At 60.3% G+C, this 21,208-nt stretch carries 17 protein-coding genes; 6 read left to right on the forward strand and 11 right to left on the reverse strand.

The window, feature by feature from the left end; translation table 11 throughout:
* The first annotated feature begins 3 nt into the window (after positions 1-3).
* The gene (locus AC0IYN_RS29385) at positions 4-702 is read left to right on the forward strand and encodes a Type 1 glutamine amidotransferase-like domain-containing protein (protein ID WP_471844545.1); all 699 of its coding nucleotides are present in this window, start codon (positions 4-6) and stop codon (positions 700-702) included.
* A 301-nt stretch (positions 703-1,003) separates the two neighbouring features.
* Positions 1,004-1,339: a DUF6124 family protein gene (locus tag AC0IYN_RS29390; RefSeq protein WP_471844547.1), complete on the forward strand. Its 336-nt coding sequence runs from the start codon at positions 1,004-1,006 to the stop codon at positions 1,337-1,339.
* A gap of 60 nt (positions 1,340-1,399) precedes the next feature.
* Here the strand turns inward: AC0IYN_RS29390 and AC0IYN_RS29395 are convergent, their stop codons facing one another.
* From AC0IYN_RS29395 to AC0IYN_RS29410, 4 genes are all read right to left on the reverse strand, one after another.
* Positions 1,400-2,086 carry a reverse transcriptase domain-containing protein gene (locus AC0IYN_RS29395; protein WP_471844549.1) on the reverse strand — a complete coding sequence of 229 codons (687 nt, stop codon included), beginning with the start codon at positions 2,084-2,086 and terminating at the stop codon, positions 1,400-1,402.
* Between the two features lie 61 nt (positions 2,087-2,147).
* Positions 2,148-2,309, reverse strand: a complete 162-nt coding sequence (locus AC0IYN_RS29400; protein ID WP_471844551.1) for a hypothetical protein — start codon at positions 2,307-2,309, stop codon at positions 2,148-2,150.
* A 349-nt stretch (positions 2,310-2,658) separates the two neighbouring features.
* Positions 2,659-4,047 carry a cysteine--tRNA ligase gene (cysS, locus tag AC0IYN_RS29405; RefSeq protein WP_458374995.1) on the reverse strand — a complete coding sequence of 463 codons (1,389 nt, stop codon included), beginning with the start codon at positions 4,045-4,047 and terminating at the stop codon, positions 2,659-2,661.
* A gap of 18 nt (positions 4,048-4,065) precedes the next feature.
* Positions 4,066-5,766: a glutamine--tRNA ligase/YqeY domain fusion protein gene (locus AC0IYN_RS29410; RefSeq protein ID WP_406599806.1), complete on the reverse strand. Its 1,701-nt coding sequence runs from the start codon at positions 5,764-5,766 to the stop codon at positions 4,066-4,068.
* A 249-nt stretch (positions 5,767-6,015) separates the two neighbouring features.
* On the opposite strand from AC0IYN_RS29410, the gene AC0IYN_RS29415 reads away from it, so the two are divergent.
* Together AC0IYN_RS29415 and lpxH are read left to right on the forward strand one after the other, a co-directional pair.
* Complete coding sequence (locus AC0IYN_RS29415; RefSeq protein WP_078049226.1) at positions 6,016-6,519, forward strand: peptidylprolyl isomerase; 504 nt, start codon at positions 6,016-6,018, stop codon at positions 6,517-6,519.
* On the forward strand, positions 6,516-7,265 hold the full coding sequence (gene lpxH / locus AC0IYN_RS29420; RefSeq protein WP_471844554.1) for a UDP-2,3-diacylglucosamine diphosphatase: 750 nt from the start codon (positions 6,516-6,518) through the stop codon (positions 7,263-7,265). The genes AC0IYN_RS29415 and lpxH overlap by 4 nt, the downstream gene beginning before the upstream one ends.
* Before the next feature lie 90 nt (positions 7,266-7,355).
* On the opposite strand, the gene AC0IYN_RS29425 is transcribed toward lpxH, so the two are convergent.
* The 7 genes from AC0IYN_RS29425 to AC0IYN_RS29455 all read right to left on the reverse strand — a co-directional run bounded on the left by AC0IYN_RS29425 (position 7,356) and on the right by AC0IYN_RS29455 (position 18,303).
* Entirely contained in the window at positions 7,356-8,885 is a 1,530-nt protein-coding gene (locus tag AC0IYN_RS29425; protein ID WP_078049228.1) for a DHA2 family efflux MFS transporter permease subunit, read from the reverse strand.
* A complete protein-coding gene (locus tag AC0IYN_RS29430) occupies positions 8,885-10,084 on the reverse strand; it encodes an HlyD/EmrA/EmrK family protein (protein ID WP_078049229.1) in 1,200 nt (399 codons plus the stop codon). Before AC0IYN_RS29430 ends, AC0IYN_RS29425 begins: the two co-directional genes overlap by 1 nt.
* A gap of 15 nt (positions 10,085-10,099) precedes the next feature.
* A complete protein-coding gene (locus AC0IYN_RS29435) occupies positions 10,100-11,551 on the reverse strand; it encodes an efflux transporter outer membrane subunit (protein WP_471844557.1) in 1,452 nt (483 codons plus the stop codon).
* Positions 11,548-12,021 (reverse strand): MarR family winged helix-turn-helix transcriptional regulator, encoded by a 474-nt coding sequence (locus AC0IYN_RS29440; protein WP_078049231.1) that lies wholly within the window; start codon positions 12,019-12,021, stop codon positions 11,548-11,550. The genes AC0IYN_RS29435 and AC0IYN_RS29440 overlap by 4 nt, the downstream gene beginning before the upstream one ends.
* Before the next feature lie 168 nt (positions 12,022-12,189).
* Positions 12,190-15,861: a translocation/assembly module TamB domain-containing protein gene (locus AC0IYN_RS29445; protein ID WP_471844559.1), complete on the reverse strand. Its 3,672-nt coding sequence runs from the start codon at positions 15,859-15,861 to the stop codon at positions 12,190-12,192.
* Positions 15,861-17,588 carry an autotransporter assembly complex protein TamA gene (locus AC0IYN_RS29450; RefSeq protein ID WP_406599804.1) on the reverse strand — a complete coding sequence of 576 codons (1,728 nt, stop codon included), beginning with the start codon at positions 17,586-17,588 and terminating at the stop codon, positions 15,861-15,863. The genes AC0IYN_RS29445 and AC0IYN_RS29450 overlap by 1 nt, the downstream gene beginning before the upstream one ends.
* Before the next feature lie 64 nt (positions 17,589-17,652).
* Positions 17,653-18,303 carry a GNAT family N-acetyltransferase gene (locus AC0IYN_RS29455; protein WP_078049234.1) on the reverse strand — a complete coding sequence of 217 codons (651 nt, stop codon included), beginning with the start codon at positions 18,301-18,303 and terminating at the stop codon, positions 17,653-17,655.
* A 169-nt stretch (positions 18,304-18,472) separates the two neighbouring features.
* On the opposite strand from AC0IYN_RS29455, the gene xthA reads away from it, so the two are divergent.
* Together xthA and AC0IYN_RS29465 are read left to right on the forward strand one after the other, a co-directional pair.
* Positions 18,473-19,285 carry an exodeoxyribonuclease III gene (gene xthA, locus AC0IYN_RS29460; RefSeq protein ID WP_406599803.1) on the forward strand — a complete coding sequence of 271 codons (813 nt, stop codon included), beginning with the start codon at positions 18,473-18,475 and terminating at the stop codon, positions 19,283-19,285.
* Between the two features lie 514 nt (positions 19,286-19,799).
* Complete coding sequence (locus AC0IYN_RS29465) at positions 19,800-21,131, forward strand: substrate-binding domain-containing protein (protein WP_471844562.1); 1,332 nt, start codon at positions 19,800-19,802, stop codon at positions 21,129-21,131.
* Positions 21,132-21,208 lie beyond the last annotated feature (77 nt).

The raw sequence follows: 21,208 nt of genomic DNA on the forward strand, positions 1-21,208 counted from the left end.
AGGATGACTAAGCACATTATTGTTATCGGCGGCGAGTCCACCGAAGACATGCAGCGTATGACGCGTATCGATAAACACATCGTCGCGTCATCAGGCAAAACGCACCCTACTGTGCTCTACATCTCCACCGCCAATGGCGATGACCGAATCAAGATTTCCGATTTCACCGCCAAATATGAAAGCGTTGGCTGCCGTGTAACCACGCTGGCATTTTTCATTTCACCCTTCCCCAATGCCAACCATGTATCATCACTCTTTGAGCAAGCCGACATTATTTACGTACCAGGCGGAAATACCCGCGCCATGTTGGCGATCTGGCGCGAATTTGCTGTAGTGGACCATCTGAAGAGGGCCTGGGAAAACGGCAAAGTCCTGTGTGGTGTCAGTGCAGGCGCCATTTGCTGGTTCGAGCACGGGCATTCCGATTCAGGAGGAGTATTTGCGCTGGTTCACGGCCTGGGCTTGCTACCAGGAGCACTGTGTCCGCATTTCAGCTCAGAAGCAGGAAGGGAAACGTCGTTTGTCGAGCTTGTTCAGCGTGAGGGGATACGACCCGCCTACGCGGTCGATGATGGCGTCGCTTTGCATTTCAAGGGCGGCAAGTACCACGAGACGATCTATAACGACGCAGCTAGTAACGCCTATAAAGTCAGTACAAGGCCCCCCTACCTAGCACAGGTATTGCAAACTTCAGGTGGGTAAACGCAGCAAGGAAATTTCCGACAGCGTTTTAGGGGTGTCGCTCGGAAAATGACCACCTAATCTTCGGTGGTCGCTGAAAACTCAGCGACCGGGTTTCGCAGCCCGGTTAAACTCTAGACGCACAGCGTTCACCTCAACACCGAGGGCGCTTTTTTATGCCTGATGTTATGGCGGCTGTGCGCGGGATACCTTCGGGTATGCCGGGTGCCTAGAGTCCCGGTCTGCGAACCTGCGTACAGCTGCCACCCGATTATCGTTTCGCAGCGATGGGTGGTGACTCCAATACTCTAGGAGCTTCGTCATGATCAAAGACAGTCCAAATCCGCCGTCAGACTCAGCCGCGTTTCATACTGCGGCTCATCGAGCAATAAATCACTACCTGAACCCGTCTGAAAAGCCAGCCCCATCTGCTGAGGATCATGGCTTGTTTACCGTCCGTGAAGGATTAGACGTCGAGACGCTACTGATCAACGCGTCGGAAGATCTTGCATCGGTTCAAGCGCTGGCAAGCCATTTGGCGTTTGAAATCGACGGGAGTCCTCGCAGCGTGGCACTAGGGATTTGCCGGATGCTGGAGGGAGTAAAACTGTTGGTCGACACAACTTTAGCTCGACACAATACCGATTTTGATAGATAGCGTTAAACATAGGGCGCGCCTAAATCAAATTTTTAGATCCGCCCTTTAGATTTTCGAATATCACAAGCTCGCAGCTTGCGCAGAGTTAACCGAATTAACATACCCCCAAATCCCACACTTTTTGTATCTGCTGTCTGCCCCCCTATAATCCGATAGCAACTCGTTAAATCGAAGCTGATTTATCGAAACCGAGTTGGGAGACAGGTCGATATTGAACGCCGTTATGGCTTCTGACGGCCCCTTCAGCTTATCAACATTCAATACCAGACCGGATCTATCCGCACTACCCAGTATCATTTCGAGCGCAGCATGAGCTTTTTCGAGGCATTGGGAAGACACAATAATATCGTCTACGTAAACACTGACTTTCACACCTTCGATTTTATTTAGTTTCTGTAGTACTTTACCCAACGCGCTCTTATGAAGACATAAAGAGGCTATAATTGTTGATTGCACAAAGCCAAATGGAAGTGCGAACACTTGCCCTGATTCAACAGGTATCGACACCGTTGACTCCATGGCAATTTCTCTAGCTTTGTCATAACCAAAATAAGGCTTTAACTCACGAGTTATTCGACTTCTATTAATACTATTAAAAAATTTCTTTAGATCCGCACGAATAAAAAACCTTCCATCCAGATGATATTTAATTGCATCAACATGACCACCCGGCTTTAGATGGTAATAGTTACTTGGAGGGGACCACTTAAGCTCTATAAGCTTTTTTAAAAACCTACCTTCCCGCAAAGTATCAGGTGTCGGGACATAGACTCAAGTTTTGGATCTTAGCTTAAATCTACTGACCCATTTATGAGAGTTTTGCATCAGCTAACTGCTCAGAATAGTTAAAAGCCACGCCCAAAAGCGGCAGAACTGCATTCGCGAACTCCACAATAGCCGTAGCTAAAGTGATGACCGCGGTAGCAAACTCAACACGCTTTCGAGCTTGGCTGTAATCGAATTTCTTCATGATTACGTACCTCATCTGAATTCCTGGCTTACCGAGCGCTTAGCGCATGGCTTTACAACCAACAAGGAAACCGATGACACATAACGTGTACATTCGGGCAACCCAGAGATCACATAGTGACGCGATGAGGGACACGCTGACGGGCAGCCTGTCGCCAGGAAGATTGGATCCTATCACCTTAAGTTTGTGGCTTGCAATATCATGCAGCCATCATTTATCGACGGTAGAGGTGTTCTCGCGCCAGAGCAAAAAACATAACTACTATGGACTCGTCGGTTGAAAAACTTTCAGACGCAAAATAAAAAACGCCCCGAACCAGTCGGGGCGTTTTTCGTTCAGCGTTTACCGATCAGGCCTGATCAGCCAACCGCCACGTCGTCCCGCCCTTCCCGTCTTCCAACACCACACCCATCGCGGTCAGTTGGTCACGGATACGGTCGGATTCCGCCCAGTCTTTATTGGCACGCGCAGCCAGACGCGCCTGGATCAACGCATCCACTTCAGCCGCATCCACACGCCCTTCGGCGCCGGCTTGCAGGAAATCTTCAGGCTTCATTTGCAGAACCCCAAGCACGCTGGCCAGTTCTTTCAGGCGCGCCGCCAGGCCGGCCGCGGCGTCGAGATCGCTCTCACGCAAACGGTTGATCTCGCGCACCATCTCGAACAGCACCGCGCAGGCTTCCGGTGTACCGAAGTCGTCGTTCATGACTTCGGTAAACCGTGCGACGAAGGCTTCGCCGCCGGCCGGTGCCACGGCGGGCAGGCCTTTCAACGCGTGGTAGAAACGCTCCAGGGCGCCTTTGGCGTCCTTGAGGTTGTCTTCCGAGTAGTTGATGGCGCTGCGGTAGTGGCTCGACACCAGCAGGTAACGCACGACTTCCGGATGGTACTTCGCCAGCACGTCGCGAATGGTGAAGAAGTTGTTCAAGGACTTGGACATCTTCTCGCCATTGATGCGGATCATGCCGCAGTGCATCCAGGCGTTGGCGTAAGTCTTGCCGGTGGCGGCCTCGCTCTGGGCGATTTCGTTTTCGTGGTGCGGGAACTCCAGGTCGCTGCCGCCGCCATGAATGTCGAAGGTGTCACCCAGGCAGCAGGTGGACATCACCGAGCATTCGATGTGCCAGCCCGGACGCCCGGCGCCCCATGGCGATTCCCAGCTTGGCTCGCCCGGCTTGGTAGCTTTCCACAGCACGAAGTCGAGCGGGTCCTGCTTGGCTTCGTCGACTTCGATACGTGCACCGATGCGCAGGTCTTCGATTTTCTTGCGCGACAGCTTGCCGTAGCCCATGAACTTGGCGACGCGGTAGTACACGTCGCCGTTGCCTGGGGCGTAGGCGTAACCCTTGTCGATCAGGGTCTGGATCATCGCGTGCATGCCAGGGATGTGGTCCGTGGCACGCGGTTCCATGTCCGGCTTGAGGATATTGAGGCGGGCCTCGTCCTCGTGCATCGCGGCGATCATGCGCTCGGTCAGCGCGTCGAACGACTCGCCGTTTTCATTGGCGCGGTTGATGATCTTGTCGTCGATGTCGGTGATGTTGCGCACATAGGTCAAGTCATAGCCGCTGAAACGCAACCAGCGGGTCACCAGGTCGAAGGCAACCATGCTGCGGCCGTGGCCGATGTGGCAGTAGTCGTACACGGTCATGCCGCACACGTACATGCGCACCTTGTTGCCATCCAGCGGCTTGAAGACTTCTTTGGTCTTGCTGAGTGTGTTGTAGATCGTTAGCACAACGGCTTCCTTAGAGAATCACTGGCCCCACGAATCACGCAAGGTCACGGTACGGTTGAATACCGGCTGACCTGGTTTCGAGTCCTTGATATCCGCGCAGAAGTAACCTTCGCGCTCGAACTGGAAACGGTCTTCCGGCTGTGCGTCGCCAAGCGATGGCTCGGCACGACAACCAGTGAGTACTTGCAGGGAGTCAGGGTTGATGTTGTCGAGGAAGCTGGCGCTGTCTTCGGCCTTTTCTGGGTTCGGCGAGCGGAACAGGCGATCGTACAAACGCACTTCGCACTCGATGCTCGCCGCGGCTGGCACCCAGTGGATCACGCCCTTGACCTTGCGGCCTTCAGGGTTCTTGCCCAGCGTTTCCGGGTCGTAGGAGCAACGCAGTTCGACGATGTTGCCATCGGCGTCCTTGATCGCTTCGTCGGCACGGATCACATAGCTGCCGCGCAGGCGCACTTCGCCGTTCGGCTCCAGGCGCTTGTAGCCCTTTGGCGGCTCTTCCATGAAGTCATCGCGGTCGATGTAGATCTCACGGGCGAACGGCAGCTTGCGCACACCGAGTTCTTCTTTCTGCGGATGACGCGGCAGTTCGAGATTGTCGACCTTGTCTTCCGGGTAGTTGGTGATCACGACTTTCAACGGACGCAGCACGCACATGGCGCGCGGGGCGTTCGCGTCCAAGTCCTGGCGGATGCTGAATTCGAGCATGCCGAAGTCGACCACGCCGTCGGAACGGTTAGTGCCGACCATGTCGCAGAAGTTGCGGATCGACGCCGGTGTGTAGCCACGGCGGCGGAAGCCCGACAGCGTCGACATGCGCGGGTCGTCCCAACCGTGTACGTGCTTTTCATCGACCAGTTGCTTGAGCTTGCGCTTGCTGGTGATGGTGTAGTTCAGGTTCAGGCGGCTGAACTCGTACTGACGCGGGTGCGCCGGTACCGGCAGGCTGTCGAGGAACCATTCGTACAGCGGACGGTGGCTTTCGAACTCCAGGGTGCAGATGGAGTGGGTGATGCCTTCGATGGCGTCCGACTGGCCGTGGGTGAAGTCGTAGTTCGGGTAGATGCACCACTTGTCGCCCGTCTGGTGGTGATGGGCGTGGCGGATACGGTACATGATCGGGTCGCGCAGGTTCATGTTCGGCGAGGCCATGTCGATCTTGGCGCGCAGAACGCGGGCGCCGTCCGGGAACTCACCGGCGCGCATGCGGGCGAACCAGTCGAGGTTCTCTTCTACCGAACGATCGCGGAACGGGCTGTTCTTGCCCGGCTCGGTCAGAGTGCCACGGTATTCCTTGGCCTGTTCCGGAGTCAGGTCGTCGACGTAGGCCTTGCCGGCCTTGATCAGCTCGACGGCCCAGTCGAACAACTGGTCGAAATACTTCGAGGCATAGCGCACTTCACCGGACCATTCGAAGCCCAGCCACTTGATGTCGCTTTCGATGGCGTCGATGTATTCCTGGTCTTCCTTGGCCGGGTTGGTGTCGTCGAAACGCAGGTGCGTGACGCCACCGAACTCCTGGGCCAGGCCGAAGTTCACACAGATCGACTTGGCGTGACCGATGTGCAGGTAGCCGTTGGGCTCTGGCGGGAAGCGGGTGACGATCTGCGTGTGCTTGCCCGAATCCAGGTCCGCCTGGATGATCGGGCGCAGGAAATTGACCGGGACGGCAGGTCCGGCCTTGGCATTCGAGGTAGGGTCGACAGTGGGCTTGCTCATAGGATCCTTGAACAGACAGGTTCGTGGCCGGGTGAGGCCAGATAAAACAAAGGCGATATCATAGCCGATGCTGTCAAGCACCTGACAGGGCAGCACCGAAAACTGCAGCATTTATTGCATAGGCGGTAAAAAACCACCTCGAAATTCCCGCCGGGCACGCTAAACTGCGCCCCTTGGCCGCAGTTTCGCCATACCGGTCGTGGTGCCCAGGCACCCAAACCCACGAATTCCCTGAAAAGAGTAGTGAACATGACTCAAGTCAAACTGACCACCAACCACGGTGACATCGTCATCGAGCTGAACGCCGAGAAAGCGCCGATCACCGTCGCCAACTTCATCGAGTACGTGAACGCCGGCCACTACGAAAACACCGTTTTCCACCGTGTCATCGGCAACTTCATGATCCAGGGCGGCGGTTTCGAGCCTGGCATGAAAGAAAAGAAAGACAAGCGTCCAAGCATCCAGAACGAAGCGGACAACGGCCTTTCCAACGACAAGTACACCGTCGCCATGGCCCGTACCATGGAGCCGCATTCGGCCTCCGCGCAGTTCTTCATCAACGTCGCCGACAATGCCTTCCTGAACCACAGCGGCAAGAACGTGCAGGGCTGGGGCTACGCGGTATTCGGTAAAGTGACCGAAGGCCAGGACGTCGTTGACAAGATCAAAGGCGTGCAGACCACCGGTAAAGCCGGTCACCAGGACGTTCCGGTAGACGACGTGATCGTCGAGAAAGCCGAGATCGTTGGGTGATATTGCTGATTTCAGATTTGCATCTGGAAGAGGAGCGCCCGGACATCACCCGGGCGTTTCTGGATCTGCTTCACCACCGCGCTCATGGCGCCCAGGGGTTGTACATTCTGGGGGACTTCTTTGAAGCCTGGATTGGCGACGATGGGATGACCCCCTTCCAGCGTTCGATCTGCAAGGCTCTGCGCGAGCTGAGCGACAGCGGCACCCCGATTTTCATCATGCACGGCAACCGCGATTTCCTGATCGGCAAGGCGTTCTGCAAAGCCGCAGGTGCCACCTTGCTCAAGGACCCGAGTGTCGTGCAGCTCCATGGCGAGCCCGTGCTGCTGATGCACGGCGACAGCCTCTGCACCCGCGACGTCGGCTATATGAAGCTGCGGCGCATCCTGCGTAACCCGATTGTGTTGTTTATCCTGCGGCACCTGCCGCTGGGCACGCGCCATAAACTGGCACGCAAGCTGCGCAGTGAGAGCCGTGCGCAGACGCGCATGAAGGCCAACGACATCGTCGATGTAACCCCCGAGGAAGTGCCCCGCGTGATGCAGCAGTTTGGCGTGCGCACCCTGGTCCACGGCCACACCCACCGCCCCGCCATTCACAAGCTGCAGATTGGCGACCAGGCGGCCAAGCGCATTGTGCTGGGGGATTGGGACAAGCAGGGCTGGGCGTTGCAGGTGGATGAGCAAGGGTTTCAGTTGGCGGCGTTTGATTTCGTCAATCCACAGCTGGCGTTGCCTGGTGCCTGAGCTTCAGACACTACCGATCCGATGTGACAGAGATCTAATGTGGGAGCGAGCAAGCCCGCTCCCACATTTTTGATCGCGTACACCCTCGAATCAGTGGCCGGAAGCCTCCGGCCCGGCCTTGGCGCCAAACGGCGGCTTGGCCAGCCACACCAGCAGCATCAATCCCATGAACATCCACCCCAGCAACGTGAAGTAATCCACGGTGGACATCATGTACGCCTGGCTGGTGAGGATCTGGTCCAGTTGCGTGTAGGCCTTCTGCCCTGCCCCGCCCAGCGCCTGCAAGGCGTCGCGGGTCGCGGAGTCGTAGGTGGTCATGTTCTCGCTCATGTACGCATGGTGCTGGTCCGCCCGGCGAATCCAGATCCAGGTGGTCAGCGACGCCGCGAAGCTGCCGCCCAGGGTCCGCAGGAAAGTCGCCAGGCCGGCGCCGTCGGCAATCTGGCTCGGCGGCAGGTCGGACATCAGGATGCTCAAGGTCGGCATGAAGAACAGCGCCACACCGATACCCATGAACAGCTGCACCAGGGCGATATGCTGGAAGTCCACCTCATTGGTGAAGCCCGCCCGCATGAAGCAACTCAAGCCAATCGCCAGGAACGCCAGGCCCGCCAGCAGGCGCAGGTCGAACTTGTGCGCGTACTTGCCGACAAACGGCGACATCAGCACCGGCAGGATGCCGATCGGCGCTACTGCCAGGCCGGCCCAGGTGGCGGTGTAGCCCATCTGGGTCTGCAACCACTGCGGCAGGATCAGGTTGATGCCAAAGAAGCCCGCGTAACCGAGGATCAACACGATGGTGCCGATGCGAAAGTTGCGGTACGCAAACAGCCGCAGGTTGACCACCGGGTGTTTGTCGGTGAGCTCCCAGATGATAAACACCGCCAGGGCAATCACCGAAATCGCCGCGCCAATGATGATGAAGTTGGATTCGAACCAATCCAGGTCGTTGCCCTTGTCGAGGATGATCTGCAAGGCGCCGACCCCGACGATCAGGCTCAACAGCCCCACATAGTCCATTGGCTGGAAACTGGTGACCACCGGGCGTTTCTTCAATTGTGAACGCACCACCATCACCGCAAAGATGCCGATGGGCACGTTGATAAAGAAGATCCACGGCCAGCTGTAGCTATCGGTGATCCAGCCGCCGAGGATCGGCCCCGCAATCGGCGCCACCACCGTCACCATCGCCAACAGCGCCAGGGCCATGCCTCGCCTCGCCGGCGGGTACACGGCGATCAACAGCGTCTGGGTCATTGGGTACAACGGCCCGGCCACCAGGCCTTGTATGACCCGAAACGCGATCAGCTCCGGCATCGAGGTGGAAATACCACAGAGGAACGACGCCAGCACAAACAGCAGGGTCGCCCACAAGAACAGCTTCACCTCGCCGAACCGGCGGCTGAGCCAACCGGTGAGCGGCAAGGCGATGGCGTTGCTCACCGCAAACGAGGTGATGACCCAGGTGCCCTGCTCCGAACTCACGCCAAGGTTGCCGGAAATGGTCGGCAACGCCACGTTGGCGATGGTGGTGTCGAGCACCTGCATGAAGGTCGCCAGCGACAGGCCAATAGTGGCCATCAACAGGCTGGGTGGCGTGAAGGAGGCGTTATTGCTCATCAGCGTTGCGCAGCCTTGGGTGCGGCGGTGCTGTTGTCATGGATCAACTGGTTGATCATGGCGTCAGCCTCGGCCAATTGGCGGTCATACACGTTGGTGGTGAACGAGGCCTTTTGTGGGGGCTGTTGCGCCAGTACCGGGCCGCTCTGGTCATGCAGGTCCACGTTGACCACGGTGCTCAAGCCCACGCGCAGTGGGTGCTTGGCCAACTCATCGGCGTTAACGTGGATGCGCACCGGTACGCGTTGCACGATCTTGATCCAGTTACCGGTGGCGTTCTGCGCCGGCAGCAGGGCAAACGCACTGCCGGTACCGGCACCCAGGCTGTCCACGGTGCCGCTGAACTTCACGTCACTGCCGTAGATGTCCGACTCGATGTCCACGGGTTGGCCGATACGCATATTGCGCAGTTGGGTTTCCTTGAAGTTGGCGTCGATCCACAGCTGGTTCAGCGGGATCACCGCCATCAACGCGGTGCCCGGCTGGACGCGCTGGCCCAGTTGCACGGTGCGTTTGGCCACGTAGCCAGTGACCGGTGCGATCAAGGTGCTGCGCGCATTGGTCAGGTAGGCCTGGCGCAATTGCGCGGCAGCGGCCTGCACATCCGGGTGGGAACTGATCACCGTGTCGTCCACCAACGCATTGGTGGTTTTGAGTTGCTGCTCAAGGTTGGTCAGGGCGTTTTTGGCCGCCGTGAGGCTGTCACGGGCATGGGACAGCTCCTCCTGGGAAATCGCCCCGCCCTGGGCCAGGGTTTTACGACGATTGAAGTTGTCCTGGGCGGTTTGCACGTCGGCTTTCTGTGCATTGACCTGGGCCTTCATGCCGTCGACGTTGCTGTACAGGCCGCGCACTTGGCGCACGGTACGGGCCAGGTTGGCCTGGGCACTTTGCAGGCCGACAGCGGCGTCGTTCGGGTCGAAGTTGATCAGCACCTGGCCTTCGTGGACCAGGTCGCCATCGTCGGCGCCGATGCTGACCACAGTGCCGGTGACCAACGGGGTGATTTCCACCACGTTGCCGTTCACGTAGGCGTCGTCGGTGCTTTCGTTGAAGCGGCCGTAGAGCTCATACCAGCCCCACACGCCGACCACGGCGAGGATGACGATCAGCGCCAGGCCGATCAGCATCACTTTGCGTTTACGTGGGTTGTTGTCTTTGGGTTGTTCGGTTGCGTTGGTGTTTTCGGCAGTGGCCATGACAAATACCTCAAATTATTCCGTGCGTGTGGCTGGGGTGGTCGCTGCCACGTTGTCGGCGCTGTAGCCGCCGCCCAGGGCCTGCATCAATTGAATCGACAGGTCGATCTGCGCCGCATTCAGGGTCGCCAGTTGGCGTTGGGCCTGCAGCAATTGCTGCTCGATGCTCAGCACATCCAGGTAGTTACCGATCCCGGAGCTGTAGCGCTGCACGCCGGTGTCGTAGGACTGCTGGGCAATGTCCGCGGCGTGTTGCTGGGCCTGGATCTGCCGGCCGGTGTCGCGCAGTTGCGAAAGGGTGTTGCCGATATCGCCCAGGGCTTGCACCAGGGTCTTGTTGTACTGCGCCACCGCCAGGTCGTAGTCGGCGTCACGGGCGTCGAGGTCGGCGCGCAGGCGGCCGCCGTCGAAGATCGGCAGCGAGATCGTCGGCGCAATGTTGAAGAAGCGGCTGGCCGACCCGAACATCGCATCCCCCAGCAACGACTCGGCCCCGGCGCTCGCGCTCAGGTTGAGGTTGGGATAGAAGCGGGTCTTGCTCGCATCAATGTTCTTGCCGGCCGCCTCCACACGCCAGCGCGCGGCGATCAGGTCCGGGCGACGGCCAAGAAGTTCGGCCGGCAGCACGGATGGCACCGCGACGGCGCTGGGTTTCAGCACGGCGGGCCGCGCCAGCTCACTGCCCCGGTCCGGGCCTTTGCCAAGCAACACCGCCAAGGAAATCTTGGCGCTTTGCAGTTGTTTTTCCGCGTCGATCAGTTGCGATTGGGCGCTGGCTTCCAGGCTTTCGGTCTGCTGGAACTGGTACTGGCTGTCGATGCCCGAATTCAGGCGGCGCTTGCCCAGGTCGAGCATCTGCCGGGTGCGCTTGAGGTCGTCATTGGCCAGGTCCCGCACGATATGGGCCTGGCCCAGGTCGCTGTAGGCCTTGGCCACGTTGGCGGCCAGGGTCAGGCGTGCCGCCTGCTGGTCGACTTGGGCGGCACGCGCCTCACCCAAGGCAGCTTCCCAGGCCGCCCGCTGGCCGCCCCAGAGGTCGAAGTTGTAGTTGAAGCTGGCGCCGATGTTGCGCACGGTCGAATAAGCATCGCCTTCACCGCGCGGGTCCTGGTCTTTGGCCAGGCGCGAGCGGCTGACACCGGCGCTGGCGTCGAGGGTCGGCATGCGCTCGGCGTTGGCGGCGTAGGCAGCGGCTTCGGCCTGGTGGGCACGGGCGCTGGCGACTTGCATGTCGGGGCTGTTTTGCAGGGCTTCCTGGATCAGGCCGTCGAGCTGTGGGTCGCCGAGGCTTTTCCACCAGTCGGCGGTCGGCCAGGCAGCGCTCGACAGGGTCATGCCGCTCAGGGACTTACCGGTTTGCAGGGTGTTGGCGTCGAGGCGTTTGCCTTGGGTGTCGAGGCCACTGTAGTTGGCACAACCGGCCAGTGTCATCGCCACCAGCACCAGGCTGAATGCGCGTGTGTTCATGAGTTACCTACCCGCTGGATGACGATGGCGTCACCGGCTGCGACGAGAATTTTCTTGAGGATTTTTTCCAGGGTTTGCAGCTCGCCAGGCTCCAGGGCGCCGGCCAGCTCGTTCATCGACTGGGCGCCGATGTGCGGCAGCATGTCTGCCAGGCGCTGGCCGTCTTCCGTGAGGACCAGCCGCACCTGGCGGCGGTCCTGCTCGGAACGCTGGCGTGCCAGCAAGCCCTTTTGCTCCAGGCGATCGAGCATGCGGGTCATGGAGCCACTGTCCAGGGACAGGTTGCGGCACAGCTCCGCCGGGGTATCGACGTCGAACTGGGCAATGATGATCAACACTTTGAACTGCGCGGCGGTCACGCCGTGCGGCTCCATATGGGTGTCGATAATGCGGTCCTTGAGCAGCGCCGCCCGGCCCAGGAGCAGGCCGAGGTGGCAGTTGCGAAAGCTGTCAGGGGTGAAGTGGGGCATCGGAAGTCACCTTATTACTGCCTAGGCAGTGAATGTATGACAAGATGTTACTGCTTAGGCAGCGAATGTCAAATGGAATTATTAGCTTGCTTGGTATTTGGCGGACAAGCGGCGGGATGCACAAGACTGTAGGCGCCGGCTTGCCAGCGCCTACAAGGATGGTGGGGGTTAGAAATCGCGTTTGTAGAAGATGTCCAGTGAGCTGGCCACGCCGCTCGCCACTTCGAGGTACACCTTTTTGCTCAACAGGTAGCGCAAGGCGATGGTACTGGCCGGCTCGAACACCCCTACCCCGTAACGCAGGCTGAGTTTTTCGGTGATCTTGCCGCTGGCGACCACGGCGGTGTTGTTGCCGCTGCCCTGGGTGTCGAGGTCGAAGTCCTGGATGCCCAACTTGTTGGCCAAGTCCGAGGTCACCCCGGCGCTGCCCATCAACCCCAGGCCCAGCGCGGCCTGGGCCAGCATGTTGTTATCTTCGCCGGTGCTGCTCAAGGGACGGCCCAGTACCAGGTAGGACAGCGCCTGTTCCTGGCTCATGGCCGGCTCGGAGAAGATTTGCGTGGTAGGTTGCTCGGCACTGCCGCTGAGGCGGATACCGGCAACCACATCGTCAGTCTTGCGGATGGCTTCGATGTCCAGGTAGGGCTGGTCCAGCGGCCCGGCAAACAGCAAGCGCGCACGGCGCACATCCAGCCGCTGCCCATAGGCTCGGTAGCGGCCATCGTTGAGCCACAGCTCGCCACGGGTGTCGAGGTTGTCGCCGATGTGCACATGGCCCTGTACCTTGGCGGTGAGGCCAAAGCCCGAGAAGTTGAGCTTGTCCTCGCCCACCACCACGTCGATGTCCATGGCCATCGCCATCGGCGGCTTGCCCTCTTCGGTCTGGCTGCCGACGATCACCGTGTCATCGGAGACCTTGACGGTGGACGGTGGCAACTCGCGCACGGTGATATCGCCACGTGGAATGTGCACCTTGCCGGCGACCGCCAGCTTGTCGTTCTTCAGGCTGATCTTCAGGTCGGGGGCCACTTCCAGCACGGCGTAAGGCTCGACCGTGACCGGCAGTTGCGAACCTTGCAAACTCAGGTCCACCACCAGTGCCTGGCCCCAGTCGACCTGGCCCTTGAGGCTGCCCTGCCCCGCCTTGCCACTGCGCCAGGCGCCGTTGAGCTGCACGCTTTCGCCCGCAATCAGCGCTTGCACGTTCAGGCCTTCCAGGCTGATCGGCAGTTCCGGGCCGGACACTTCGCCGCCCACCAGATTCACGTTGCCGTTGACCTGGGGTGCCAGCAAACCACCGGAAATACGGCCATTGCCATTGAGCTTGCCGCTGAGGGTTTCCACCATCGGCACAAACGGCCGCGCCACGGAAAGGTCGAGGCCGGCCAGGTTGAAATTGCCGGTGATCGGCTTGTTCTTCGGCAACGGGTTGATTTGCGCCTGCACCATCAATTCACCCAGCTTGCCGCCACGGAAGTTGAGCTGGGTGTCGATGCGCTTGGGGTTGAGGGTGGTTTCAAGCTTCAACGTGTCGTACGGAAAATCCAGCCACTGGTCCTTGTCCTTGACGCGCAGGGTGCCGCCACTGGCGTCCACCGAGACCACCCCTTTGGGGCCGCTGTCCGGGAGGTCCAGTTGCAGGTCGGCGTTGAGCTTGCCCTGCCAGGCAAAATCCTTGGGCAGGAATGCCGCCAGGCTGTCGATGGGGAATTGCTTGAGGTGGTAGCGCAGCTTAGGCTCGGGCATCAGACGCTGGTCTTCGCCGCACAGGCTGGCGGGCCCGGACACCCAGCAATGCGCGGCAAAGGTGAGCTTGCCATCGGCCATGCGCTCGATCTTTGCCGGCGCCTGCAGTTTCCAGTCCTGGCCACCGGCCTGAACATCACCACTGGCCAGGCGCCCGCGCCAATTGCCTTTGTCGAGATTGCCGTCCAATGCCAGGGCCAGCTTGACCAACGGGCCGGCCAGGTCCAGTTGGACTTTCTGGTTCTTGATATCGCCCTGGGCGCTGGCCGTCAGGGTGCCGACCTGGGTATCGCCAGCCTGGATTCCGCTGCCCTTGAGGTCGATTTTGGCGCGCTGGGCGTTATCCAGGTTGGCATCGAGGGTGAGGCTTTGCAGGCGGTTCTCGGCAAACGCCAATTGCTGGCCCTTGAGGGCGAGTTTGCCCTGAGGGGCGTTGAGGCTGCCGGCCACGTCGAGCCGGCCATTGACCTGGCCGCGCAACTGCGGCCACAACTGGGCCAGGCGCGCCAGCTTGATATCGATCTGGCCGGCCAGGCGTTGTTGCAGGCTGCCACTGCCGTTGATGCGGTTGTCGCCGAGGCGGATGTCCAGGTTGGCCAGGGTCCACTGCTCGCCCGCGCCTTCGGCCTTGGCCGCCAGCACCGCGGTTTGCCCGCGCAGGCGGCCCTTGAGGTCGAGGTCGGCATTGAGCTTGAGTTGCTCGTTCTTGAACTCGCCCTTGCTGCGCAACGGCCCAGCCAGGGTGCCGGGCAATTCGGCCACCCAATATGCCGGGTTCAGCGCCGACAGGTCGAGGGCCGTGTCCCAGGCAATGCCATCGGCAAATTGCAGGTTCAGGTGGCCTTCGGCCTTGCCTTGGCCGGCGGTGAGTTTCAGCTCGGGCAGGAAGATTTGCGTGAGGTCGCCACTGAACGGCGTGACCACATTGAACTTGCCCGCCGGGCCATCGAGGTCGGCCTTGAGGTTGCCCAGGTAGTTGCCGTCTTTGTAGGAGATCTCGCCATTGAAAGTACGCAGGGTGACTTGCGGCTCGTCGATCACCGGATAGAGGCGATGCCAGGGGAAGTCCAGCCAATCGATCTTGGCGTCGGCGCTGAAGCCTTGTTGCCAGTCCAGCTGGGCCGTCAGCTTGAGACTTTGCTTGTCACCGGCATTCAGGTCCAGGCCGGCGATCTGTGCGCCCTTGGCGTCGACCTTGCCTTGCAGCAGCAAGTCTACCGGGCCATTTTCCGCCGGCAGCACGGCTTTGCCCAGCAGTTGGTAGCCACGGCTTAAATCACCTTTGGCGGTGAGGTCGAGTTGATTGAGTTGCAGGGTGTCGGGCAGCTCGGCGCTGGGCTTGAAGCCGTCGGCGGTGATGTGTAATTGAGCCGGGAGGTTTTCCACCAGGGGTTGAAGTTCCCCCGTGAGCTTGGCCGGCAAATAGCCCGTACTGTCGGCGTCAAGCTTGAGGGTCTTGAGCAGGTCGCCATCCACCTTGAGCGCCACCTTCCAGGGTGCATCACCTGGCGCATAGGGCAGGCTCAGATTACCGCTGGCGCTCAACGGCCAGTCGCCGGTGGGTTGCAGCAGGCCAGCCAGGTCCAGCACCAGGCCATCGCGCTGCAGGTGCACCGAGTCGATCTGCATACCGGCGGCGGTCCAATGCGCCGCCAGTTGCAGGCCCTTGAGCTCTTCGCTGCCGTTGAACAGCAGGCTACCGACGCGCACGTCGCCCAACTGGATGGCCACCGGCAGCTTCAAGTCAGGCAGTGCGATGGGGCCGCTGCTTTCTTCGGTGCTCGGTGGAAATTGCAGGCTGACCTGTTCCACGTCCAAGCGGTCGATGCACAAGGTCATGCGCAACAGGCACGCCGGCGACCAGTCGAACTGCGGCGCCTGGAGTTCGATGCGGCTGGTGTCCTGCTGCCACAGCAAATGGTCGGCGCTCCATTGGCCGCCCAGATGCCCCTGGAAATTTTCGACACTCAAGCCTGGCACGCGTGCCAAGGCCCAACGGCTGCCCGCCTGGGTGCCGAGCACCGCCCACACTGCCAGTAACAGCACGGCGAGGATGGCCACCACGGCCAACCCCGCTATTTTCACACCACGCATCACAGCTCAGGCCCCATGGAAAAGTGCAATCGAACGCCACCCGGATCTTCGAGGGCATGGGCCAGGTCAAGGCGGATCGGGCCGACCGGCGACACCCAGCGAATACCGACGCCTACGCCGGTTTTCAGGCTGGGCATTTCCAGGGTATTGAACGAGTTGCCCTGGTCGATAAAGGTCGCGATTCGCCATTTTTCGGCGATGGAATATTGGTACTCGGCGCTCAGGGCGACCATGTAACGACCACCAATGCGGTCGCCACGGTCGTTCTCGGGCGACAGCGTCTGGTACTCATAGCCGCGCACGCTCTGGTCGCCACCGGCAAAGAAGCGCAGCGACGGCGGCACCGACTTGTAGCCATTGGTGGCACTGCCGCCCACCTGGGCACGCGCCAGGAAGCGGTGGTTGTCCCACAAAGTGGTCAGGCCTTTGACCATGGCCGTGCCATAAAGCAGGTTGGTGTCGGACCCCAGGCCTTCCTTGGCCACCTTGGTATCGAATTGCAGGCGGTAGCCATTGTGCGGATCGATACGGTTGTCACTGCGCAGGTAGGAGTAGCTGACCCCCGGCATCACCAGGTTGCTCAGGCCGGAGTCATTGCCCAGGCGATATTCTTCGCGCTGGTACTTGAGCGAGATCACCCGGGTCCAGCCGCTGGGTAACTTGCTGTGCCACTCGGGGCCGAGGGTGAGCAATTTACTCAGGGTGTCGGTGTTGGCGATTTCTTCATTCTGGTAGCCACCGGCGAATCGCAGCTTGTCGGTGAGCGGCGGGTCGAGCGGGATGTCGTACCACAGGCCGACGTTCTGGCGTGGCGCCGACAGTTCGGCTTCCCAGCCATAGCTGTGCCCCTGGGGGTTGACCCAGTGGCGGGTCCAGTTGGCTTTGCCGCGCGGCCCCACGTCGGTGGAAAAACCCAGGCCCAGGCCCATGGTGCGCGGCTTGCGGGTTTCCAGGCGCACGGCGACCGGGATCGTGTCATTGCTGGAGGCGGCCGGGGCGGCGTCCACGCGCACGCCTTCGAAAAAGCCACTGGCTTGCAGGTTCTGGTTGAGTTCGGCGATCAGTTCGGAATCGTAGGGCGTGCCGCTTTTGAACGGCACCATGCGTTGCAGCAGTTCTTCGTCGAACGGCGTATCGCCGGCAAAGCTGACCTTGCCAAGGGTGTAGCGCGGGCCGCTGTCGTAGATGAGTTCGATATCGGCGACACCGGCCTGCGGGTCTACCGAAAGTGTCTGGTGGGTGAAGCGCCCGCTGAAAAAGCCGTAGCGCGACGCCTGGTTCTGGATCAGACGCTTGGCGTCTTCGTAATGGCCGTGGTTGAGCACGGCACCGGATTTGAGGTCGTCGCTGACGGGCACGCGAAAGGCCTTGAGGTCGGCGGCAGGGCCGTCGACCCGAATGGTCACGTTACGCAAATGCACCGGCTCGCCGGGGTCGATGGTAAGGATCAGGCGCGGGTTCTTTCCGCCCTTCACATCACTTTCGATCTGTGGCTGATAGAAACCCAGCGCCTGGGCGGCTTTGCGCGCCTGCTCCTCGGCGCCACGGCTGAACCGCAGCAGGGCCTCTTCATCACGATCACCCACCCCGCCGATATAGCCTTCGATGTTGGCTTTCAACGCGTCGTTTGAAGGCTTGATCCGCACGTCCAATTCGCTTTGCGCAAACGCGCCGCAGCTTGTGAACAGCAGAACCAAGCCGCTGGTAAATCTTCCTGGAAACTTCATAGGCGCGGATGCTACACGAGCTGGGGAGAAACTTAGAACTCAGACAATTCTGAAAAATTCTGCGCTAAGCCGTTGCAGCATGTAACGGCTGGGGGTTCGGATGAAAAAACACGTGTTCCAGGATGGGGCCTATAGCGACTTCACCAATTTCCTCATAGCCCTGGCGTTTATAGAATTCCAGGTAGCGTGAATTGCCGGTATCCAGCACCACACCGGCCGAATGCGGGTCTTCGGCGCACCAGTTGTGCACGGCCTCAAGCAACTGCTCGCCATAATGCTTGCCCTGGAATTGCGGGTGAATCCCCAGCAATGGCAACACATGCACCGACTCACTCGGCAGGCACGCCAGCACGGCATGATGGTAGTCGAGGTAGCGCCGCGTCCCGCGCACGCCGGTGCTCAGCCACATGCGCAATTGCCAGGCCCAGCTCTCGGTGATCCCCAGGCGCCGTTGCGGAGGCGCAATCAGGGCGATGCCGATCAGCCGGTCGTTGACGAACAGGCCAATCGCCGGCAGTTTCTGAAAGAAATGCTGCTTGACCAACTCGCGCACGGTGGCGCGTACCCGCTGCTCGTAGCCCGAGCGCTCGGCTTCGAAAATGTAGGCAAAGGTCGGCTCGTGACGATAGGCCTGGTACAGCAGTGAACGAGCCTCACGGGAATAGCCGCTGTTGAGCAGGCGGATTTCGGCAATGGCAGTCGAGGTGTCAGGCATACAATCAATCTCCCTGGGCACCGCTCAGGAGGCGGCGTTCTTATGGGTACGAACCCACGCAGCACGAGTCGTTCCCAGACATTAGCAGCGCATCTGGCCTACCGCCACGCTGGCCCCCGTCCGACTTGTCCGCTAGCATCGCCCTTTTGCCAGGACTGGACTGCCGACCATGAAAATCGTCTCCTTCAATATCAACGGGCTGCGCGCCCGCCCTCATCAGCTGGCGGCGCTGATTGAAAAGCACCAGCCCGACGTGATCGGCCTGCAGGAAACCAAGGTCCACGACGACCAGTTCCCCCTCGCCGAAGTACAGGCCCTGGGCTATCACGTGTACTACCACGGGCAGAAAGGCCACTACGGCGTGGCCCTGCTCTCGCGCAAAGAAGCCTTGAGCGTGCACAAAGGGTTTGCCAGTGATGAAGAAGACGCCCAGCGCCGCTTCATCTGGGGCACCTTCGCCGACGAGAACGGCCACCCGGTCACCATCATGAACGGCTACTTCCCCCAGGGCGAAAGCCGCGACCACCCCACCAAATTCCCGGCCAAGCAGCGCTTCTATGCAGACTTGCAGCACCTGCTGGAAAGCCAGTTCAGCAATGACCAGGCGCTGGTGGTGATGGGCGACGTAAACATTTCCCCGGAAGACTGCGACATCGGCATCGGCGCCGACAACGCCAAGCGCTGGCTCAAGACCGGCAAGTGCAGCTTCCTGCCAGAAGAACGCGAGTGGATGGCCCGCCTGAAAAACTGGGGCCTGGTGGACAGCTTCCGTCACCTCAACCCGGACGTGGCCGACCGCTTCAGCTGGTTCGACTACCGCAGCCGCGGCTTTGAAGATGAGCCCAAGCGCGGATTGCGGATCGACGTGATCCTGGCCTCCAACGGCCTGATGCCGCGCGTCAAGGACGCCGGCGTGGACTACGACCTGCGCGGCCTGGAAAAGCCATCGGACCATGCGCCTATCTGGCTCGAACTGAGCTGACGACACCGTCCAGCCAGGTAACTACAGAACGCTGTAGCAACCACGGTAACCACGGTAACCACGATGCGAAGCGAGCCGCTCTTGATCTTGATCTGCTTTTGATGTGCTTTTGATCTAAAGCGCCCCATCAAACACGCTGGCCGGAATTCGACAGGGATTTGGGGGGTAAACCGGCAGGGATGCCGGTTTAGCCGCCCCGCGCCATGGATGGCGCGTGGCGGCGGCCCCCCAAATACCTGTCGGATTCCGGGCACACCGAGCCTAAGCGAGGTGCCGAGTGTTGGGGCGAAGGCCTTTTACTTACTTTTGGGCCTTTCCAAAAGTGAGCCGCTGTAAGAGCGGAACCCTAGGCGGCCGTTACCTAAATAACGGATATGTACTCGGCCTGACCCAACATCCAGGTCGGCTGTCGGACCGCCATCGCTGGCAAGCCAGCTCCTACAGTTGCGTCATATTTATGCAACCTGCCTGACTTATTCTCGCAGCACTCCCTTTGGCTTGAGAAGGTGGCGGCATGAGGCTGCGCGTTCTGTTCCTGCTGACCCTGTTACCCCTCGCTTCTGTTGCTGCCCCCCTACCCGTTCCCGACCAAGGCCCTGCATTGCGCATCCAGGGTTCCAACACCATTGGCGCAGCACTGGGTCCCGCGCTGGTCAAAGGCTTGATGGAACACCAGGGCCTGCTGGCCGTGCACAATGAGCCGGCCGAAGGCGCCAATGAACAGCGTGTAATCGGCAAGACGCGCCAGGGCAAGACCGTCACCATCGAGGTCGCGGCCCATGGGTCCAGCACCGGTTTCACAGCGCTGAAAAAAACCACAGCCGACCTGGCGGCTTCGTCCCGCCCGATCAAGGACAGCGAACTGGTCGACCTCGAACCCCTCGGCGACCTGAAAAGCCCCGAAGCCGAACAGGTGATCGCCATCGACGGCCTGGCGATCATCCTTAACCCGCAAAACCCGTTGAACAGCCTGAACACCGAGCAACTGGCGCAGATCTTCAATGGCGAAGCCAGTACCTGGGAGGCCGTGGGCGGCGTCGGCGGGCCGATTCAGGTGTACGCACGTGATGACCAATCCGGCACCTACGACACCTTCAAGGACCTGGTGCTGCGCCTGCGCGGCAAACCGCTGGCGCCCTCCGCCAAGCGCTTCGAGTCCAGCGAGCAGTTGTCCGATGCAGTCAGCCGGGATCCCCAGGGCATCGGTTTTATCGGCCTGCCCTACGTGCGCCAGGCCAAGGCGGTGGCGATTGTGGATGGCGACTCACAACCCATGTTGCCCCTGAACAGCTTGATCGCCACCGAGGATTACCCCCTCTCCCGCCGCTTGTTCTTTTACCTGCCGCCGTCGGCACGCAACCCGTGGGCCAAGGCACTGGTGGACTTTACCCAGAGCAGCAAGGGCCAGGCGATTGTCGCGGCCAGCGGGTTTATCGCCCAGCAGGTGCAGGCGATCGCCGTGGAGCCCCGTACTTCGATGCCCGAGGACTATCAGGCTATCGCCCGCGAGGCACAGCGTCTGACCGTGAATTTTCGCTTCGAGGAAGGCAGTGCGAGCCTGGACAACAAGGCGCGCCAGGATCTGCAGCGGGTGGTGGCGTATATAAAGAGCCATGGCAAGCTCGACAAACAGGTGTCGCTGGTGGGCTTTGGTGATGCCAAGGATGACCCGCAGCGAGCGGCGCTGCTGTCAAAGTTGCGGGCGATGGCGGTGCGTCGGGAATTGGTGAAAAACGGTGTGGTACTGCGGGATATTCGTGGGTTTGGCGCGCAGATGCCGGTGGCGGCGAATACGGCAGATGAAGGCCGGATCAAGAATCGGCGGGTGGAGGTGTGGGTCTACTGACCCACCTCCCTGTAGGAGCCGGCTTGCCGGCGATGGCGGCCGAGAGATCTACACAGGTCTCAAGTGCCTCATCGCCG

The sequence above is a fragment of the Pseudomonas sp. AC112 genome, from assembly GCF_979253545.1.

What these genes read in the sequence shown, in the direction of transcription:
- AC0IYN_RS29400 (WP_471844551.1), bottom strand. Translation starts at nt 2,309, where the DNA reads ATGAAGAAATTCGATTACAGCCAAGCTCGAAAGCGTGTTGAGTTTGCT.
- AC0IYN_RS29445 (WP_471844559.1), bottom strand. Translation starts at nt 15,861, where the DNA reads ATGCGTGGTGTGAAAATAGCGGGGTTGGCCGTGGTGGCCATCCTCGCC.
- AC0IYN_RS29435 (WP_471844557.1), bottom strand. Translation starts at nt 11,551, where the DNA reads ATGAACACACGCGCATTCAGCCTGGTGCTGGTGGCGATGACACTGGCC.
- AC0IYN_RS29385 (WP_471844545.1), top strand. Translation starts at nt 4, where the DNA reads ATGACTAAGCACATTATTGTTATCGGCGGCGAGTCCACCGAAGACATG.
- AC0IYN_RS29415 (WP_078049226.1), top strand. Translation starts at nt 6,016, where the DNA reads ATGACTCAAGTCAAACTGACCACCAACCACGGTGACATCGTCATCGAG.
- xthA (WP_406599803.1), top strand. Translation starts at nt 18,473, where the DNA reads ATGAAAATCGTCTCCTTCAATATCAACGGGCTGCGCGCCCGCCCTCAT.
- AC0IYN_RS29410 (WP_406599806.1), bottom strand. Translation starts at nt 5,766, where the DNA reads ATGAGCAAGCCCACTGTCGACCCTACCTCGAATGCCAAGGCCGGACCT.
- AC0IYN_RS29455 (WP_078049234.1), bottom strand. Translation starts at nt 18,303, where the DNA reads ATGCCTGACACCTCGACTGCCATTGCCGAAATCCGCCTGCTCAACAGC.
- AC0IYN_RS29450 (WP_406599804.1), bottom strand. Translation starts at nt 17,588, where the DNA reads ATGAAGTTTCCAGGAAGATTTACCAGCGGCTTGGTTCTGCTGTTCACA.
- AC0IYN_RS29425 (WP_078049228.1), bottom strand. Translation starts at nt 8,885, where the DNA reads ATGAGCAATAACGCCTCCTTCACGCCACCCAGCCTGTTGATGGCCACT.
- AC0IYN_RS29465 (WP_471844562.1), top strand. Translation starts at nt 19,800, where the DNA reads ATGAGGCTGCGCGTTCTGTTCCTGCTGACCCTGTTACCCCTCGCTTCT.
- AC0IYN_RS29440 (WP_078049231.1), bottom strand. Translation starts at nt 12,021, where the DNA reads ATGCCCCACTTCACCCCTGACAGCTTTCGCAACTGCCACCTCGGCCTG.
- AC0IYN_RS29390 (WP_471844547.1), top strand. Translation starts at nt 1,004, where the DNA reads ATGATCAAAGACAGTCCAAATCCGCCGTCAGACTCAGCCGCGTTTCAT.
- AC0IYN_RS29430 (WP_078049229.1), bottom strand. Translation starts at nt 10,084, where the DNA reads ATGGCCACTGCCGAAAACACCAACGCAACCGAACAACCCAAAGACAAC.